This is a genomic window from Salinibacter grassmerensis (assembly GCF_947077765.1).
GTDB lineage: Bacteria > Bacteroidota > Rhodothermia > Rhodothermales > Salinibacteraceae > Salinibacter > Salinibacter grassmerensis.
Genome location: NZ_CAMTTF010000006.1, coordinates 147,903 through 164,605 on the forward strand (window position 1 = coordinate 147,903; position 16,703 = coordinate 164,605).

The window sequence follows — 16,703 nt, forward strand, 5'->3', positions numbered from 1 at the left end:
GAGGAAGAAACGGTCCTTATGGCCGTCGTCGCAGTGCCCCATCACTACCAAAAGGTGTGCGGAGACACGCGCCTGACTTCTTCAATCTCGGCCTTGCGGGCGTAGCGCTTGACCGACCGGCGGAGATGAGAGATCGCCACCTCCGCGCCCTTCCGGGGCGAGACCTGTCTCAAAAACGGTGGTTTTTGAAACGCCGACCAGCAGCTGCACCACCTCGACGTACCGGTTGAACGTTTCCCAAGAGGTGTGGCCGGAGTTCTTCTTGACGCGCCGCTCAGTTGCCACAAAAGTATGTTACCCCCACAGTAGGGCGATTTGCGACCGATAACTCCCGATACCGTCGCTTTATCGAGTGTTATATCCAGATGCGCTAACGAGAAAAAGCGGCTGGTCCGAGCTTCTAGTCGGCCCGAGCCTGAGGACTGCTTTCTACGAGACTCTGCCCGCTGTGAGAGCTTCGCGCTAGCGGCTCGGCTCGGGCGCAAGAGTCTGCTCTGGAAGGCTTCCGTCGGGACGTAGGCCCCAGGAATGGTGAACCTTGCGGAGAAGGGCACTGTAGCGCGGATCCTCCCGGAGGGCCGGGAGCCGTTCAGGCGCGGTCCGAAGCGCGGTCGTAGGGATCGCCCACCAGTCTGATTGCTTCTGGTATTCTTCGATCATTGCATCTACGTCCCCGAAAGCCGCGTGAGCACTCGCGAATGGGAAAGCGCCCCGGCTTCGTACGTCTGGGGAAAGCGGAATCTTCTGAAGCGCTTCGAGGTGCTCCCGCGCTCGGACCGTGTCTCCAGCCGCTGCCTCGAATTGAGTGAGGTGATGGCGCAAGACGACGCGTTCGAACTTGTCCTCTGCTCTGGGGAGTCGCTTTTCTACAACGCTTATCGCTTCCTCAACCCGACCTAACCAGAAGAGAGACCTCGCCTCTCCCCAAATGGCCTGCTCGAGGTCCGGATATATTTGCTGTAGCTTCCTGGCTCCCTCGAGAGCCTTTTTGTGCTGCCCCGTATTATTGTCGACGTTCGAGAAGAAAGCATCAGGCGTTGAAGTCGCCATACCCGTGCGCGTTCACCCACAGTGCGCGGAGGCAAACCCGCCTGGCTGACTTCGATTAATGGTTGCACTAGCCCCACGTCGTCTGTGGCGGGGGATTATGTCTCTATTCCGAGGTCGACTGAAAGAGAGAATTGCTCAATGGGACGGACTATCTCCTCGTCATATTCGACCACATCGAACGATTCTACGCGACCCCGAATCTCAAAATTCTTCGCGTTCAAGTTGTCTACGATTGTCTTGCAGTCTTCCGGGTCGGGTGTGTTGGCAATCCCGACGTGTGGAAGGAAAGGAAGGTCCAGTCGAAGAAAATCCGCAAGGGGTCCAGTGTAAAGGCGGTCGTGCAGCCGCACGAGGTCGCTGAATCCCTCATCCGGAACCAGGAAGGCGTGAGCGTGGCCTTCAAAGTCCGGATCTCCGAGAATCGCGCATCGAAAAACGACCTCAAACGGTGCCGTTGAAGAAGCTTCTTCTCGAACGTGTTCGATGAGAGTCGTTCGCCTGACACCGTCGGTTGGAAAAACGAGAGTGATGTGCGGGTCGATGACCCCGTAGTACAGTGGATCGTGCTCTTCGCGGACGGCCTGTATCCGTTCGTAGTCCTCCTCAGACAGCGCTGGATAACTTACGACAGAAAGTGCCATAGTTCTGCCTACGTTCTGGCGAGACGATGTGCAATAGAGATGCTTTTCAGCGCGAAGGCAAGCGGGGCCACCGCGAGAATCGACTCGCGTAGATTGATAGCCAGCCCGATGAATCCGAAGATGAGAAGCGCCGACCTAACAGCGAAGAGCCGCCTGCTCTCTGTCTCAGACAGTGAAGGGTCGTAGCTGAGACTATGCCGAGGACCACGCCGCCAAGCGGGTCGGAGACGGCAAGGGCCCTGCCAACCTGAAGGGAGGGAAAGGCCAGGGCCACCGCACTCCCCACCTCAGCAGAGCGAGGGCAGCGACCGTTCTCAGAGCCGTTGCCAGACATTCCTCGACGGATGAGGGCACCGGGAACCTGTGTTCGAGCGAGCCGCGCTCAAGCGGATCGCGCCCAGATGAGCTTTGTCTGCGGGAATCGGGCATAGGTATTGCTTCGATGGTTTTGTGGGCCGCTAGGAGTAGCCCCCTAACATAGCTTCTCATTCGGGGTCCAGACCGGAGCCCTGCTCACGATCCTCGTCGGTGCTTTTCTCATCGAGGCCTTCCTGATCGGAACCCTCCTGGAGACGTGGGTGCAGTCCTGCGTCGAGGAGCAGACAGAGCATCTCCGCCTCCCGCTTGGAATCTGGCATCGGGATCGGACTTATATGGTTGGGCAACATGGACTCATGGTCGGGAACGTGCATCAAACGAGCGGGCCCTTCAGTTGAGACAGAAGATCTGGGGGGAGACGCACCGTGTGTTTAATCATCTGCTGCCCCGATAGAATTCAATAGGTCGGAAGGGCTGACATTGGGAATCGCGACATAAGCATCGTACGACACAATCCGCCGCCGGTCCTCCGACGAGAGAAAACTCGCTCCGAAGTACCGGCGAAGCGGCCGCAAGTCAATCACCACGACTTTGTCTTCTCGGAGGTGGTCGGTGAAGGGACTGTCCTCGCCCCCTAGGCGAGCATTGCATTTACCACCCTCGTCTTGCCCGCTCTCTGGAATCTGTCCGCCGTTGCAGTCGGCTAGGACGTGAAATGTCTCTTCTCCCCGGCCCCGTGACCACTCCGCCACGAACGCCCCGAAGGTCACGTGGAGATCGATCGGGGCAACCTTATCAATGTGGGCGTTCTTGTGGAAGACCTTCGGCGCTTCTTCCCGAGCGGACTCCCACTCCCGGACGTGGCGGATCAACTGCTCTTTCATGAGGGCCTCTCGGCGCCGGTTACTCACGGCGAAGTTGCCTGCATCTCGGACGTATGGGGCGTAAATCGCGTTGCTCTCTAGCATCGCGTCGATGCGGGCCAGGGCAACCTCATCACCGCGTGACTCAAAGGCCGATCGAAGCGACTGGAGTTCCGAGGGCGTCGCCTTGACGAGAGCCCGTCCGCCTACCCCACCCCACTCTCCTTTCATCTTACTCCGGGCTCGCTGGACCGCCTTCCGTTCCCGATTGGTCTCGGCCTGATCGGCAAGGGCATCCAGGTGCATCGGCAAGCTGAAAGCAAACTCGTAGTCGACGCCCCAGATCGTGGCTCCCGCCTCCGCCATGCGGGCGGCCATCTTCGACTCCGCCTTCCGGTCGAGAAAGGCGATTGGTGGGCTCTTGAAGCGCGTGATGAGACCCTCCAAGGCCTGGTACCCGTTCTGGCCGAGCGTTTCGTTTACTTCTTGGGCCGCAAACGGCCCGATTTCCAGAGCGACTGGGCCGTAGCCGTATTCGGAAAGCCGCTCGTAAAGACTGGCGGCGACGACCGGAGTCTCGGCGGTGCCGTGCCGCTCGCTCATCAGGAAGTGGCTGGCCTCTCGGCCCCGGGCAACCAGCCAGTCAGCGCCCGGTCCCTTGAGTGCCCTATCTTCAATCGTTGCGGTATATGTATTGGCCGCTACGGTGCTGTCGAAGGCGGCTCGGATGCTCGCCGCGTCCGACTCTTGTCCGTGAACGGCCGTAGGTTTGGTGCTGACCAGAAGAAAAAAGAGGGATAGGCAAATTAGATTACGAGCCAACATTAGTGCCGGAGTTCGTTCTCAAGAACAAGGCGCATGAGCGACAGAAAATTCGCCAAGACGCGTTGCACTTCATACGTTTGATCGAGAGAAACCCTCGTTACTTCATCGCGAGCAACTGCCGCGCAAGAGAAGGCTACCGACAGTGAGCCGCCCACAGTGATAGGTCACTGCTCACGGAGGTAAAAGATGTAGTCGGTCGGGGGAGGCGCAATTCCGCCCTCTCGGAGCAAAAGCGCGATCTGGCCTCGGTGATGAGTGCCATGGTTCACCACATGGCTGAGCACCTCCCTGAGAGGCGTCTCGAAAGCGGTACCCTTCGAGTTCCTGTAAGCGATGAGCCGGTCGAGATCATCGTCAGCAAGCTTGTCGAGCAGACGTTTCCAGCGGTGGGCCGCCTGCTCGGCACGCCGGGCGCAGTCCTCCAGGCTGGCCTCTACCCAGAGGTCTTGATCGGCGTGGTCCGTGCTTTCGATACGGCCGTGCCACACGTCCTGCGCCCGGAGCAGGTGCATGAGCAGGTTGGGGGCCCGCGAGGGGACGGAGCCGGCGGCTTGCATCGTATCAAGCAGCCGATCACTGGCCCAGCGATCGTACTCGAAGAGCGACCGAAAATCACCTGCGGTACGGGATTGAGGCATTATCGTCTTGGTTTCTCCAAATGGTATTTGGTCACGTTGCCACGGGGAGACGAAGCGAAACGGTCGTTCCCTCTCTTCGGGTACTATCGATCTCCAACGAACGGCTGTGCGCCTCTGCAACATTTGCGGCGACCGTGAGGCCAAGGCCCGATCCGTCACCGTCGTCCTGAGAGCCTGCGGGTGCGTCTACCTGGTCCACCTGATGAAAGCGCTGCGTGACGAGGGGAATTTCCTCTTCGGGGATCCCGACCCCCGTGTCGGTGACCGCCACACGGACATCGTCATCATCCCGTTGGAGCCGTAGAACCACCTCGCCACCGGCCGGCGTGTTCTCCAGCGCGTTCTCGATGAGGTTGGACAGCAAGCGTTCAATCTGCCCGATGTCCCCCTCCACTGACGGCAAATCTGGCGTCAAATCTACTCGGAGGGTGAGGCCGCGGTCCTCCGCCACAGGACGAAACTTGACTACCAGGTCGTGGGCGAGTTCGGCCAGGGAGAAGGGGGCCTGGTTCAAGTTGGACTCCGGCGCGTCGAGCCGCGAAAGTTCATGGAGCCGACCCGAAAGGCGATCGAGGCGCTCGGTGTTCTCAAGGATCGTCTCGATCCGTTCGAGCCGCTGGGGAGGCGCGGGAGGATTCTCGCCTTCAGGCAGCTGGTCGGATGGTGCCCCGTCGCCCGCGGCTGGTGAATCGAGGAGACGCTCGGCGTGGCCGCGGATCGAGGTGAGGGGTGTCCGGAAGTCGTGCGACACCTGTGCCACGAGCCGGCGCCGCTCTTCGTCGGTGCGGCGCAGGGCCTCCACCTGAGCCGCTATCGTGTCGGCCATCTCATTGAACGCCTGTCCCAGTTGCCCAATCTCGTCGTCACGCTGGGCGTCGGCCCGCTCATCGTAATCGCCCTCCTTGAACCGCTGCACGACGTTGGTAAGGGACCGGAATCGGCGGGTAAGCAGCCAGAAGAGCGCCAGCCCAACGACCGTCGTGAACCCTAGGGCCAGAAGCAGGCTGGACGCAAACGTGCGCCAGACGTACGTCTGTTTGAACGTGCTGGCGATAGCGTCGGCGCTACAGCCGTTTAGGATTACGTACAGGTAGTCCTGCTGCCCGTCGGGACCTTCAATTGGGGCTGCCGAGAACACTTTCCGGTCAGTCGTCGAAGCCGGATCCTGGGCCCGCACTGGCACGGTTGCTCCGCCCACGAACGCCTTTATCGGCGCCAAGTCGATCCGCTGCCGCCGAAGATACGGGTCCTCAACCGAGCTGGCCCGGACCCGCCCCGATGCATCGAGGACATACAGCTGCACGGCCGGCCGGAGCTCTTCGATGGTGGCCCCGACCTGTTTGACGGCCCGGTCGTATGTGCCATCAGCCCCAGCGGCCTCAATGCGCGGCACGAGGTCGGTTGCCAACTGCCGGTCCAGGCGCTGGTTCACCGCGCCCATGAACGTGCGGAACTGCCAAACCGTCACCCACGCGCACGTCAAGCACAGCGCGAGCGATAGACCCAGGTACAGGAGCGAGATTCGGCCGTAGAGGCTTTTCCAGATTCGACTCATCGCCGGTATGGGTCATGATGAGGCAGGAAGCTCGTCGGGATCTGCCAACCGGTAGCCCACGCCCCAGACCGTCTGGATGAGAATCGGGTCGTCGGGATCCGGTTCAATCTTGTCGCGGAGGCGGTTGATGTGGGTGTTCACCGTATGGTCGAACCCATTGAACTCTTCTCCCCACACGTGATTGAGAAGCTCGCCTCTGCTGAAGGCCCGGCCCGGATGCCGGACAAATTGCAAGAGCAGGTCGAACTCCTTCGCCGTGAGGTCGACCGCATCCCCCCCCACAGTGACTCGGTGCTGTTGGGGATAGACCGTGAGCGGCCTCACCTGAATCTCCTCGTCGTCCCCGCGGGCATGCCGTTCTCGCTCGGCTGCCAACCGCCGCAGCAGCGCATGAATACGGGCAATGAGCTCGCTTGAGCTAAAGGGCTTGGTCACGTAATCGTCGGCCCCTAGCTCCAGCCCCCGCACCACGTCTCGCTTTTCGGCCTTCGCCGACAGGATGACGACCGGCACGTGCGGATCTGCGTCTCGGATGCGACGGAGCAGATCCATGCCGTCGAGGGACGGTAGCCGTAGGTCGAGCACGATGAGGTCCTGCTCCTCTTCTCGAAAATGTGCCCATCCGTCCGTTCCACTTTTGTACCAGTCGACCGGGCACCCGTGGTCGCGGAGCTCCTCGCAGACGAGCGATCCAATTTCCGGATCATCCTCGATGAATAGGATCTGGTGGGACGTGTCCATGACAGCGGCACCTCGGCGGTCGATGCAGAAGCAGTGTACGCAGTCTATCGAAGAACATACTTGAGGTTTACGGTGACAATGTTGCATGGCACATCGCGGAGCGCGTCGGTGATGCGCCGGACCTGCAACCACGCCACGACTATCTCCTACTTGCGTATGCGGAGAGGGGACGGTGTTACGAGACAGTGTGGATGAGTGGCGAAAGCCTAAGCGGGAAGCCGGGCACAGTGGCTGCTCACCGGAGCGTATATCGGAGCTTCACGATGAACGCGTTGCGCGGCACGTCCCGAAACGCGTCGGTGAGGCGCTGGCTGGTAGGGCGATCATAGGGGGAAGAGGCCCGCCGGTCGCGGAAGAACGGGTCATCTCGGTTAAGGCGTCGGTCCTGCGACCACACCACGAACAGCTCCGACCCGGGCTGGAATTCCCACCGCAGGACTGCGTTGGCGATGAAGCTGCTCCGAGCAAAGTCGTGGCGCCGCGGGTACGCCCCGAACGCGTCAAAGTCGTCCGTATCGCTCAGAACGCGGAAGTCCTGGTAGCGCCCCCGAGCAGCAAAGAGTTGCCCGAAGAACTCGAACGAGAGGTCCGTCGTGAGCGCGACGTTCGACCGGAGCGTGAGGTTGATGCGCTCGGTGTCGCGGCTGCCGTACATCGGGACGTAGTAGGTGGGCTGCCCGTCGATGGACGTGCTGGCGGTCGATACGTCCGATAGGGCCGCCGCGAGCGCGTCGGTGCCGCGGGAGAGCGTCGAAAGTTCGTCGGAGCCTAGGTCCGAGGGCGCCGCGCTCTCCGTGCCGACGGCCCATTCGTTCATGCCGCGCCGGACAAACGTTTCGTTGGCGGCCCACTCCACAACGCCCAGTTCCTGCTGGTAGGAGAGGCCGCCGGAGAGCTTCAGGCGGCTGCCCACGTTCCACTCCGCGTCGAGCCCCGCCGACCACTCCCAACCCGCGTCGCTACGCGCGGTCCAGGACACGCGGGGGGTAAGCTGCCAAGAACGACGAGAGTCGGTGCCGACCCGGATGGTGCTAATGGCGGTCGTGGGGCGTGCCCGTGGCCTCAGCCCCCGCGTCTCAAACAGGTCGACCCCGCCGAAGAGGTTTTTACCGTCCACGGTGAGCGTGATAGGGCGGAACCCGTCCGTGAGGCCTCCAAACTCCAGGTACGGCTCGGTGCCCCGGTTCAGCCCCCGGTCGTACGACCAGCTCTGGTTGACCGTAAAGAAGCCCGAGAGGTTCTGGAACGGGCCGACGGGCTGCCCACCGTTGAACTGGTGACGGACGAAGCTGCTGAACCGGATCTGGTTGTTACGGCGGAGACGCCCCAGATCGTTCGGGTTGTACTCGGGCGTGCGAATGCGGAAGCCCGCGTCATAAGTCCAGTCGCCCTGTAGCTTTTCGAACTCGGTCGTGATCTCGCCACCCGTGGAGGGTGCTTCCGAGCCCGCCGACGTGCGGCGGTGCGAGCCGGTGAGGCGTCCTTCGACGCGGTAGGCGCCGCCGCCGAAGCGGAGGTCCCAGTCGGCACCCCCCACAAGGCTCCGCCGGCGCCCCGCTCCGGAGGAGCCGGCCGGCCCGTCGAAGGCCGTGACGATGCCGCCAACTGTCGACCGGGCGCCGAGTTGCTGCTCGGCCCGTCCTACGGCGTACCCTCGCTCCGGGGCGAACTCCGGGCCCGTCGTGGCCCCCAGCGCCCCATAGGACAGTCCGCTCTGCGTGCGACCGGTGAGCTTCAGCGCCCCTACCACCGGATCGACGGCCCCGATCCGGCGCGTATAGAAAAGCTCAGCGGGCCGGACGCTGCCCCGCACGTTCTCCAGCCCAAGCGGAAAGTCGAAGATATCGGTGCCCTGAATGAAGAACGGTCGCCTCTCCGGGAAAAAAGTCTCGAACGCCGTGAGGTTAAGCACTGACGGGTCGGACTCCACCTGCCCGAAGTCCGGGTTGATCGTCGCGTCGAGCGTGGCGTTCGACCCAAGACCGATCTCAGCGTCGACGCCCACGTCGGCGGCGCCGCTCGACTGGATGGTGCCAGGCGCGTCGGGGTTTTCTTGGGTGCGGGCCCGCCCGAGCACGTAGGGAGCCACCTCTACGCGGCGGTTGGGGCGCAGCCCCTGAAGCCCGCTCAGCCGGCCGTACTCGGCCACGAGGCTGGCCTGCCGTTCGGACCGGGGCACGAGGGGCCACTCCAGCACCTCACTGGTGCGGGGAATGCGGCGCCGAAACTGAAGGCCCCACGTCTGCCGCTCGGCCTCCGAAAACCGCAGCATGTCGTACGGGATGCGCAGCTCCGCCACCCATCCCCGGTTGGTGATGCGGGCCGCCGACCGCCAGATCGCGTCCCAGGATTCGTTGAAGCCCCGCTGGTCGGCGCTCCCGCTGCGCACGATGCCGTCGCGCTGTACGCCGGCGGCGTTGACCGCGAAGGTACGGGCCGTCCGGCGGTCAAGGTACGAGTCGATCGACACTTCGAACCAGTCGGCCTGATTCAGCTGGTCGCGCCGCGCGAGCCGGTCGCGGATGCGGCCGGGGCGCTGGTCGTGGAGCCTCGCGCCGACGTAGAGGGCATCTTCCCCATAGAGGATGTGCACTTTTGTCTCCTGCGTCGGCGCTTGTCCCTCTTTGGGCTCCAGTTGGCGAAACCCTGTGGCGGCGGGGACGCCCGTCCACACACCTTCGTCCAGCCGGCCGTCGATGGAGAGGGATGCCTCTACGCGCTGGGTACGCAACACGGGCCGGTCCTCATCGTCGGTTGAGTCCGTCGTCGGGGCCAGAACCGAAAGCAGAGCACCCATCACCAGAGCAGTCATGGCGGAAGCGTACGTTTCGAAAGCTTGTGCACACACACAAAGACCGCTGGCCGCCAGATTTTAATGTCGATTTCCTCACAGCGAGATGTAAACCTGTGCAAACGCGCCCCGACGGCCCAGAAAGTATCACAGGAGTCTCACGCCAGCCCTCTCACTGAAGCGTGTATCGGAGCCTGACGATGAACTTATTGCGTGGCACGACCCGAAACGCAGTTGTCAGGTCCCGCCTGTTCGTCGGAGAGAGAGAATCTTTCCTACTGGATCGCCTCTCGGGGGAATGCTACGACCTGTTTTGTGCCGGCAAGGGAGCTTGGCCCGGCCTCCGAGGCGGTCAAATCGCCACATGACACGGAGGCCCGTACGGGACTCGGTTCCACGCCAGTTGGAACGGCTAAATGGTTCATCTGACTGAGACCTGCGACGACGAACGTCCTCACCTCACTACTCGCGTAGATACGATTCCGTCCACCATCTACGAGGCCCGCCGGACCGAAGAAGGTCTTCTGTCTGACTAACTCCAGGGTGAGCTCGTCTCCGTCCGGCTAGGAGACACACCCAGCGCTTTGGATACGATAGCCGAAGAGGGCCTTACAGCGATTGATGCTTGTGGGGACCCGTAAGACGTGATAGGACGCTCTGCACTCCCCAGCGTTTGTCTCCTGGTCCACTGGTGCGGGGGACAGGGCTTCTGAGCCGGTATGCTCCCGATTGGAGAGTAGAATCCCGGGCTTGCCTCGTCGCACGATCCGACTGGTGAGCAGTCAACGTGGGATGCTCGGCGGACAGTGGGGAAAGTGTTATACCTTTTTAGATCGGGGTGATGTTTGTTTAGACCTAGGCGATGTTTGGGCCGGCGCTGATGGGCAAGCTGTGCAGTGCTCCGATGCTACCGGAGCGCTGCTTCTCGCATTTTCCGCAGATAAAAGCTGGCTCAACCATGCACCGTGTACACCGCACTTTTCTACCTGTTATACTGCTAACAATCGTCGGACTCACCGGATGTGACGCTACCGGCCCGCAGAGATCCGACAGCGAGGCCGTCTCGTCTGAAGGAGAGACCCAGACGGATGGGCGGGGGAACGGCCTGAACGGGCCGGGAAACGCCGCGAACGGGCCGGCGACCGGGGCCGTCTTCACGATGACCAACAGCCCATCCGGCAACGCCGTTGTGGCCTTCAACCGGGCCGCCAACGGGCGGCTATCGAAGCTGGAGTCCTACCCGACCGGGGGCGCGGGCGGCAGTGGAGTTGCTCCGTCGTCGAACCCATTGGCGTTCGGGGATGAAGACCAATTTCTCTTTGTCACCAATCCGGGCAGCGACGAGCTGTCGGTCTTTTCGCGTCGCGGGCGCTCTCTGAAGCGGACCGACGTGGTGAAGACTGGCGGCCCGCGGCCGCTCAGCGTCGCGGTGCACGGGGATCTCGTTTACGTGCTGAACGCCGGGCGGGAGGCCTCGCCCAACATCAGCGGGTTTACCCTCGAGGACGGGACCCTCTCCCCGGTCGGTACCGCGGCGCTACCTGAAGACGTGAAGGGCCCCCCGCAGATCGGGTTTGGGCCAAACGGGCAGCAGCTCGTGGTCACCGACCGTCCCTCAGACCAGATCATCGTGTACCCGGTCCAGGCCTCCGGCCAGGTCGGCGCCCCGACCGTCAACGACGCTGACGACGGAAGCGTCCCCTTCGGTTTTGACTTCACGCCGCAGGGCACGCTTCTGGTCTCCGAGGCGCAAGGGACCGAGAACGGGAGCGCTCTTTCTCACTTTTCGGTTGGGACGGGCGGCACGCTGAACACAGTGGTCAACTCCGCCCCCACGACCCAACAGGCCGCGTGCTGGGTCGAGGTGACGCCGGACGGAGAGATTGCCTACGTCACGAACACCGCCTCCGGCACCGTCACGGGGTTCCAAGTGCAGTCCGACGGGGCGTTGCAGCGGGTCACCGAGAACGGTGTCACTGCCGACCTCGGGGACGAAAGCACGCCACTGGACATGACGATTTCTGGCTCGGTCCTCTACGTCCATGAGAAGGGAGACCGCGCGATCACGGGCTTCCGGATCAACCCGCAGACGGGCGCCCTCACGGAGACCGACGGTGCGGCAGCTGGGCTCCCAGCTAGCACGGCGGGGCTCGCCTCGTTCTAAGGGTGGCCCCAGGGGTGGTCTCTTTTCCATCGCATGGCCCTCATGTTCAACTGAGAGGGTCCCTCGTGCAGCGCGCGAGTCACGGGGCAGGCCAGGTGGCCTGCCCCGTTTTGTATATTGCCCCTCACGCACCCATGAGTTTTACATCGTAGACCCTGATCCCCTCGAGCCTATTCAAATTTTGCTTCGTGTGGTGTTTAGGGCGAGAAGACAAGTGGCTCAGAGAGACAGCGAGAACAGAGAGACAGCGAGAACCAAGGGCCGATGCTATTTCATCCACTTCCCGGCTTCACAGGCATTGCCCCAAAGAGGTACTGGACACCGCAGACGATGAAGGGATTGGCTCAGTTGCGGTTATGGCACAGCTGGTAGTACCGGGAAAAAATGCCGAGCCCCCGCAAGCATAGGACGCTCACAGGGGGGCGGGCACTGAGGGACAGGAGTTGACTGAAGAGCTCACGCTGGGGCGCCGTCTCCAGCGAGGGCCGGCTCGGTCTCCAAGTTTGAGGTGACTGAGACGCCGTTTAGGATGTTATCGTACATCGGCGACCCGGCCTCGGCGGCCTCTAGGATCTCATGAAGGACTTCTGGTTCAGCATCGCTATCGATGCGGACCGTGTACTCGATATTCGTAAAGCCAGGGCGGACCGTGTCGTCGACGCCGAGGTAGCCGCGCAGGTCGAGGTCACCGGTGACCTCGATCTCGAAGTCGTTGAAGTCGACGTCACGCTTTGCGGCCTGTGTGACGAGGCCAATCGACAGGCAGCTGCCCAGCGAGGCAAGAAGAAGCTCTACCGGGTCGATAGCACTATCCTGACCGCCGAGATCTTCCGGTTCGTCGGCGGAGATGGTGCGCCCGCGCGCTTCCGTCTCGCTTTGCGCGCCGCCTTGCCAGCGGGTTGTCGTTGTAAACGAAAAGTCCGCCTTGCTGGGGTCCTCCTGGACCTGCTCTGCGAAGTCGTTAAAGTTGTCGATATTGAGGGTCAAGCAGCTTTTTTCGGACATAGAGGGTTTGGTTTCTATAGTGTTGTGAGCAACGGCTATTTGACTAAGCAATTATTCCCGATTAGGGAGTGCAATCGCGTTATGCAACGTTACACCTATCTCTGGACCACCTCGCTCTGAGCATTGCCTACATAGAGGAAGTGGAGGGGAACCGTTGGCAGGGTAGGCTGAAATTCAGTTTCTCTCTCCATCTTGCTCGCGCCCGTGTCGAGGGAACTCCATCCATGCTGAAGGCGAGCACCGTGCGATTCTCGATGCCATTCGAGCCGGAGATGCATCGCTAGCAGAGGAGAGGATGAAGGCCCACCTAGAGGGAGTTCGGGACATCATTCAGAAATGGAGTCCCGAACGGAGCCCAGTCCCGTCGGAGTAGTTTACACCTTTCTGGGAAGTACGTCACGAAAGGACTACAGAACTTACGCTTCAGAAGTCTGAGGGGACTGTTGTCCTCAATGCCTTCAGGATACTGAATTTAACTGCTCTTCGGGGGCGCTCGAGAACTGAATATCACTCAGCCTCAGTCGCAGCTTCAGAGCAAAGAAGTGACTAACGGAGCAGACGAGCAGCAGGATGGGGGTAGCTACTCTGTTCTCCACCGACTGACCCGACGGTAAAGTAGCAACCGCACAGGAGGATATGTTATGTGCCGTTGGGGCAGTCATTGAAGAGACCAAGACATGCGGAAAGTAGCTTTGCTTCCCTGAGCCAACTACGACGGAGCATCAGCAGGCTCTTCAAGAGATCGTTGTGGTAGGCAGGTCGGAGGAGCGCGCCCTGATCGAAGCGTTTGCCTCCGGGGAGGGCGCTTTGCGCGCCGCCGACCCACCGTCGATTGGAAGCGTAAGCCTAGATCCAGACGACGATAAATTTCTCGAATGCGCTCTGGAGCTGGAGGCGGAGTTCATCGTGCCTAGAGATTCGGATCTTCTGGAGCTCGGGTCCTACATGGGGATCCCAATCCTCACGCCTCGGGAGTTTCTCAAGCAGGTCGGGCAAGCGCCCGAGGAACAGTGAGGCTGAGGGCCCTGCTTTCGTCTTCCCTATTTCAAGACAAAGTGTCCAGCGAGATGCTTGTTGCCGAAGTAACCACCACAGACCGGCGAAAGACCCGGTATCAGGTCGAGTCGGAAGACGACATTCGAAAAACCCGGGAGGGCTACAAGATCAAAACGGCCAGTGGAGAAGTCCTGCGGTTCTCAGAAGAGGAGGTAGAGTCGATCAGTGTCGTGGAGGAGTAGGTGCGGAGGAGTAGGTGCGGAGGAGTAGACAGCGCAGGGTAGATCACGCAGAACAGCGACCCCTTACCGACCTGGCAAGTCGCCCGGCGGATCGCCCGATGGATCGGTCCCATTCAGGCCTATTTTGGGCGGTAAATCTAACAACCGATAATGCGGGGTTATCGGTTCCAGTTTGCCTGGCCATCTGGCCCTGTTCGGCGATCTTGCTCTGCTTGGCCATTTCCAGGCGGTTGACCTCCACGCCCGGGTCGTTGCCCACCCGGTGACTCAGCTTGTGCTGCAGCAGATCGATATGCTCGGCTGGAGCCTCCTTCTGCTTCGACAACTTGCGCGAGACAACAAAAGCGAGAGCGAAGGGCGAGGCAGTGGTCGCCGCTATCTGCAGCAGGACGAGAACGACCGGCAGAGGGTCGAGGTACACGAGACTGCCGCATGAGATCACCGCATGAGACTACCGCGTGAGACTACCATGTGAGACTACCATGTGAGACTGGCGCAAATCGGCCAGTAGCCATGCGTCCGTCGACAGACGATATGCGGCCGCCGCCCAGGTGCCGGTGCTCAGGCCTGTCGGTGCTCAAGCTTGAACGCGCTGCCGGAGAGGAGGCCATCTGCCGTAAGTGAAAATCTCCCTGGGCCTTTCAATTGCGACAAACACTTGCAATTCTAACACCCATTGTTCTAATGCCTGCTATCACAGGGGCGCATGTTCAGCGAGAAGCAAAGGCCTGAGTCAACAGCAATGGCATCCGGGCCAGCCCTGCTTCCAGTACCAGATCAGCCTTGCCTTTATTACTCTCTTACCACAGCCGTTGGCTCCACCACAACCAACCGACCCACCCATGAACGAATCAACCTTTGGCAAAGCTAATCTCAACGAGGCTAATCTCAACGAGAGCGGACGGCAGTCTATCGAAGCGGGTCAGCTCCGGTTGGTCGGAGAGCTCGACCCGACTGACAGGGAAGAGAACAGACACGAAGGTCCCTCCGAAGAGTCCTATAAAGGCTCCCACGAAGGCTCCCACGAAGATTCCTTGTCGGATCTGCCGGAAGCGCTTGACCGGGCGGCCCGGCAAGTCGAAGACATCCAGCGCCGCTTGGAGATGGCCCGATCGGTAGCCAAACAGCTCGGGTAAACGCTCCATCGGTTCCGAGAGGCCCTCCAAGAGACCACAAGTTGACCTGCCCTCAACCTGCTGTGGACCGATGGAAGCACGCTGGCCGGCTCCCGCCTCAACCGCACGCTCTGGGCCGTCGAGCGGAAGACCGTTCGCGCCTGTCCCCTTTGCGGCCAGGACCACGCCGTCCCGCCCGACGGCGCCGACTACCGCGCCACCGTTCTCGCCTCCGAGCGCATCACCGATGAGGACTGGACCGAGGTCCCCAACGGGCCCGTCTTCTCCACCGTCCCCGATGCCACGCTCCACCGGGCACCCCTCAACGCTTAGCCCCTCAACGCTTAACTTCCTAACGTTCAACTTTCAGCGCACATGTCCCTGAACGAAGAGCAGTCCTTGACCGAACGGCAGCAGGCCCTCTGCGATGATTCGGACACCGACTTTTCGGATCTCAGTGCCCTCTTCCTCAACTGCACGCTCAAACCGTCTCCCGAGTCCTCGCACACGCGGTCCCTCATCGACGTGTCTGCCGCCATCATGGAGGAAAACGGCGTGGACGTGGAGGTGGTGCGGCCCGTCGACCTCGACCTCGCCCCCGGCGTGTACGGCGACATGACCGAACACGGCGCCGGCGCCGACGACTGGCCCGCCCTCTACCAGAAGGTTTTGGGCGCCAACATCCTGGTGCTCGGCTCCCCCATCTGGCTCGGCGAAAAGTCGTCCGTCTGCCAGCGGGTGATCGAGCGGCTCTACGGCAACTCAGGTGACCTCAACGACGAGGGCCAGTACGCATACTACGGCCGCGCCGGGGGCTGCCTCATTACCGGCAACGAGGACGGCATCAAGCACTGCTCCATGGGCATCCTCTACGCCCTCCAGCACCTCGGCTACACCATTCCGCCCCAGGCCGATGCGGGTTGGATCGGAGAGGCCGGCCCCGGTCCCAGCTACGGCGACGAGCGGGAGGACGGCTCGCGTGTCGGGACCGATAACGACTTTACGCAGCGCAACACCACGTTTATGACATGGAACCTGATGCACACCGCCCTCCAGCTTCACGAGGCCGGCGGCGTGCCCGCCCACGGCAACCAGCGGTCCGAATGGGAGGCCGGCTGCCGCTTCGACCATCCGAATCCGGAGCACCGCTAGAGACGAGCGACACCGAAGCTCTTCGACTCGGAAGGCCTGTGTGGGCCAGGGCCGCCTCTTCACGTGTTTTACAGCATCTGTGGTGGCTACGTTGGAGTGAATCGGCTCCTTTAACCACAAACCTCCTTATGTCTACAGCATACCTCGGACCTGACCTGCACACAAACACCTGCACGCTCGGCTTGTGGAGGAGCGTGGCACCTATCGGGCACTCTGGGTCAAGTTTGGCAGATTCAGGCCAGTTTCGGGCAGCAAATCCGCCGTTTGGACAGAGGATGATCCAATAACCGATAATGAGACGCTATTTTTCCCAAACGGGAATTGAACTGGACGCCGTCTCCCATCGAACAAGCTATCTTTTTGTCGTGAGCAACACTGAGGCTGCATTGCATACGGAAGAGCCCGCCGCCCCGACGGACGACGTGGATCCGGTTCTCAAGGAAGAAATCGAAAAGCGGCGGACATTTGCCATCATCAGTCACCCGGACGCGGGCAAGACGACCCTTACCGAAAAGCTTCTCTTGAAGGGGGGCGCCATTCACGAGGCCGGCGAGATCAAGGCCCGCAAGGCCGACCGCTTCGCGATGAGCGACTGGATGACGATGGA

17 protein-coding genes are annotated in these 16,703 nt (G+C 61.5%); 7 read left to right on the forward strand and 10 right to left on the reverse strand.

The window, feature by feature from the left end:
- Positions 1-684: 684 nt before the first annotated feature.
- On the forward strand, positions 685-900 hold the full coding sequence (locus OJB03_RS13015) for a hypothetical protein (protein WP_263788148.1): 216 nt from the start codon (positions 685-687) through the stop codon (positions 898-900).
- A gap of 245 nt (positions 901-1,145) precedes the next feature.
- Here OJB03_RS13015 and OJB03_RS13020 read toward each other — a convergent pair whose 3' ends face one another.
- The 7 genes from OJB03_RS13020 to OJB03_RS13050 all read right to left on the reverse strand — a co-directional run bounded on the left by OJB03_RS13020 (position 1,146) and on the right by OJB03_RS13050 (position 9,443).
- A complete protein-coding gene (locus tag OJB03_RS13020; RefSeq protein ID WP_263788151.1) occupies positions 1,146-1,691 on the reverse strand; it encodes a 2'-5' RNA ligase family protein in 546 nt (181 codons plus the stop codon).
- Positions 1,692-2,176: 485 nt separating this feature from the next.
- Complete coding sequence (locus tag OJB03_RS13025) at positions 2,177-2,329, reverse strand: hypothetical protein (RefSeq protein ID WP_263788152.1); 153 nt, start codon at positions 2,327-2,329, stop codon at positions 2,177-2,179.
- 111 nt (positions 2,330-2,440) lie between these two features.
- A complete protein-coding gene (locus OJB03_RS13030) occupies positions 2,441-3,697 on the reverse strand; it encodes a hypothetical protein (RefSeq protein ID WP_263788154.1) in 1,257 nt (418 codons plus the stop codon).
- A 164-nt stretch (positions 3,698-3,861) separates the two neighbouring features.
- Positions 3,862-4,335, reverse strand: coding sequence for a DinB family protein (locus tag OJB03_RS13035; RefSeq protein WP_263788156.1), 474 nt, complete (start codon positions 4,333-4,335; stop codon positions 3,862-3,864).
- A 31-nt stretch (positions 4,336-4,366) separates the two neighbouring features.
- Entirely contained in the window at positions 4,367-5,890 is a 1,524-nt protein-coding gene (locus OJB03_RS13040; protein WP_263788159.1) for a sensor histidine kinase, read from the reverse strand.
- 12 nt (positions 5,891-5,902) lie between these two features.
- Complete coding sequence (locus OJB03_RS13045; RefSeq protein ID WP_263788162.1) at positions 5,903-6,631, reverse strand: response regulator transcription factor; 729 nt, start codon at positions 6,629-6,631, stop codon at positions 5,903-5,905.
- A gap of 235 nt (positions 6,632-6,866) precedes the next feature.
- Positions 6,867-9,443 (reverse strand): carbohydrate binding family 9 domain-containing protein, encoded by a 2,577-nt coding sequence (locus tag OJB03_RS13050; RefSeq protein WP_263788164.1) that lies wholly within the window; start codon positions 9,441-9,443, stop codon positions 6,867-6,869.
- Between the two features lie 937 nt (positions 9,444-10,380).
- On the opposite strand from OJB03_RS13050, the gene OJB03_RS13055 reads away from it, so the two are divergent.
- A complete protein-coding gene (locus tag OJB03_RS13055) occupies positions 10,381-11,586 on the forward strand; it encodes a lactonase family protein (protein ID WP_263788166.1) in 1,206 nt (401 codons plus the stop codon).
- Positions 11,587-12,042: 456 nt separating this feature from the next.
- Here the strand turns inward: OJB03_RS13055 and OJB03_RS13060 are convergent, their stop codons facing one another.
- Positions 12,043-12,591 carry an OsmC family protein gene (locus tag OJB03_RS13060; RefSeq protein WP_263788168.1) on the reverse strand — a complete coding sequence of 183 codons (549 nt, stop codon included), beginning with the start codon at positions 12,589-12,591 and terminating at the stop codon, positions 12,043-12,045.
- Between the two features lie 220 nt (positions 12,592-12,811).
- Here OJB03_RS13060 and OJB03_RS15795 point away from each other — a divergent pair, with 220 nt between their 5' ends.
- The 3 genes from OJB03_RS15795 (at position 12,812) to OJB03_RS13070 (ending at position 13,829) form a co-directional block, all read left to right on the forward strand.
- Complete coding sequence (locus tag OJB03_RS15795) at positions 12,812-12,964, forward strand: FCD domain-containing protein (protein ID WP_423816385.1); 153 nt, start codon at positions 12,812-12,814, stop codon at positions 12,962-12,964.
- Positions 12,965-13,338: 374 nt separating this feature from the next.
- A complete protein-coding gene (locus OJB03_RS13065; protein ID WP_263788170.1) occupies positions 13,339-13,605 on the forward strand; it encodes a PIN domain-containing protein in 267 nt (88 codons plus the stop codon).
- Positions 13,606-13,658: 53 nt separating this feature from the next.
- Positions 13,659-13,829: a hypothetical protein gene (locus OJB03_RS13070; protein ID WP_263788172.1), complete on the forward strand. Its 171-nt coding sequence runs from the start codon at positions 13,659-13,661 to the stop codon at positions 13,827-13,829.
- A gap of 43 nt (positions 13,830-13,872) precedes the next feature.
- Here the strand turns inward: OJB03_RS13070 and OJB03_RS13075 are convergent, their stop codons facing one another.
- Positions 13,873-14,250 (reverse strand): hypothetical protein, encoded by a 378-nt coding sequence (locus OJB03_RS13075; RefSeq protein WP_263788174.1) that lies wholly within the window; start codon positions 14,248-14,250, stop codon positions 13,873-13,875.
- 430 nt (positions 14,251-14,680) lie between these two features.
- Positions 14,681-15,307: a hypothetical protein gene (locus OJB03_RS13080; protein WP_263788177.1), complete on the reverse strand. Its 627-nt coding sequence runs from the start codon at positions 15,305-15,307 to the stop codon at positions 14,681-14,683.
- Between the two features lie 12 nt (positions 15,308-15,319).
- On the opposite strand from OJB03_RS13080, the gene OJB03_RS13085 reads away from it, so the two are divergent.
- Both OJB03_RS13085 and OJB03_RS13090 read left to right on the forward strand, forming a co-directional pair.
- The gene (locus OJB03_RS13085; RefSeq protein WP_263788179.1) at positions 15,320-16,096 is read left to right on the forward strand and encodes a flavodoxin family protein; all 777 of its coding nucleotides are present in this window, start codon (positions 15,320-15,322) and stop codon (positions 16,094-16,096) included.
- 422 nt (positions 16,097-16,518) lie between these two features.
- The coding region (locus OJB03_RS13090) for a GTP-binding protein (protein WP_263788181.1) at positions 16,519-16,703 on the forward strand (185 nt) is incomplete at its 3' end.

Excerpts from the sequence above, each read along its gene's own strand:
- OJB03_RS13020 (WP_263788151.1), bottom strand. The coding sequence starts at position 1,691 with ATGGCACTTTCTGTCGTAAGTTATCCAGCGCTGTCTGAGGAGGACTAC.
- OJB03_RS13025 (WP_263788152.1), bottom strand. The coding sequence starts at position 2,329 with ATGCCAGATTCCAAGCGGGAGGCGGAGATGCTCTGTCTGCTCCTCGAC.
- OJB03_RS13030 (WP_263788154.1), bottom strand. The coding sequence starts at position 3,697 with ATGTTGGCTCGTAATCTAATTTGCCTATCCCTCTTTTTTCTTCTGGTC.
- OJB03_RS13035 (WP_263788156.1), bottom strand. The coding sequence starts at position 4,335 with ATGCCTCAATCCCGTACCGCAGGTGATTTTCGGTCGCTCTTCGAGTAC.
- OJB03_RS13040 (WP_263788159.1), bottom strand. The coding sequence starts at position 5,890 with ATGAGTCGAATCTGGAAAAGCCTCTACGGCCGAATCTCGCTCCTGTAC.
- OJB03_RS13045 (WP_263788162.1), bottom strand. The coding sequence starts at position 6,631 with ATGGACACGTCCCACCAGATCCTATTCATCGAGGATGATCCGGAAATT.
- OJB03_RS13050 (WP_263788164.1), bottom strand. The coding sequence starts at position 9,443 with ATGACTGCTCTGGTGATGGGTGCTCTGCTTTCGGTTCTGGCCCCGACG.
- OJB03_RS13055 (WP_263788166.1), top strand. The coding sequence starts at position 10,381 with ATGCACCGTGTACACCGCACTTTTCTACCTGTTATACTGCTAACAATC.
- OJB03_RS13060 (WP_263788168.1), bottom strand. The coding sequence starts at position 12,591 with ATGTCCGAAAAAAGCTGCTTGACCCTCAATATCGACAACTTTAACGAC.
- OJB03_RS13070 (WP_263788172.1), top strand. The coding sequence starts at position 13,659 with ATGCTTGTTGCCGAAGTAACCACCACAGACCGGCGAAAGACCCGGTAT.
- OJB03_RS13085 (WP_263788179.1), top strand. The coding sequence starts at position 15,320 with ATGTCCCTGAACGAAGAGCAGTCCTTGACCGAACGGCAGCAGGCCCTC.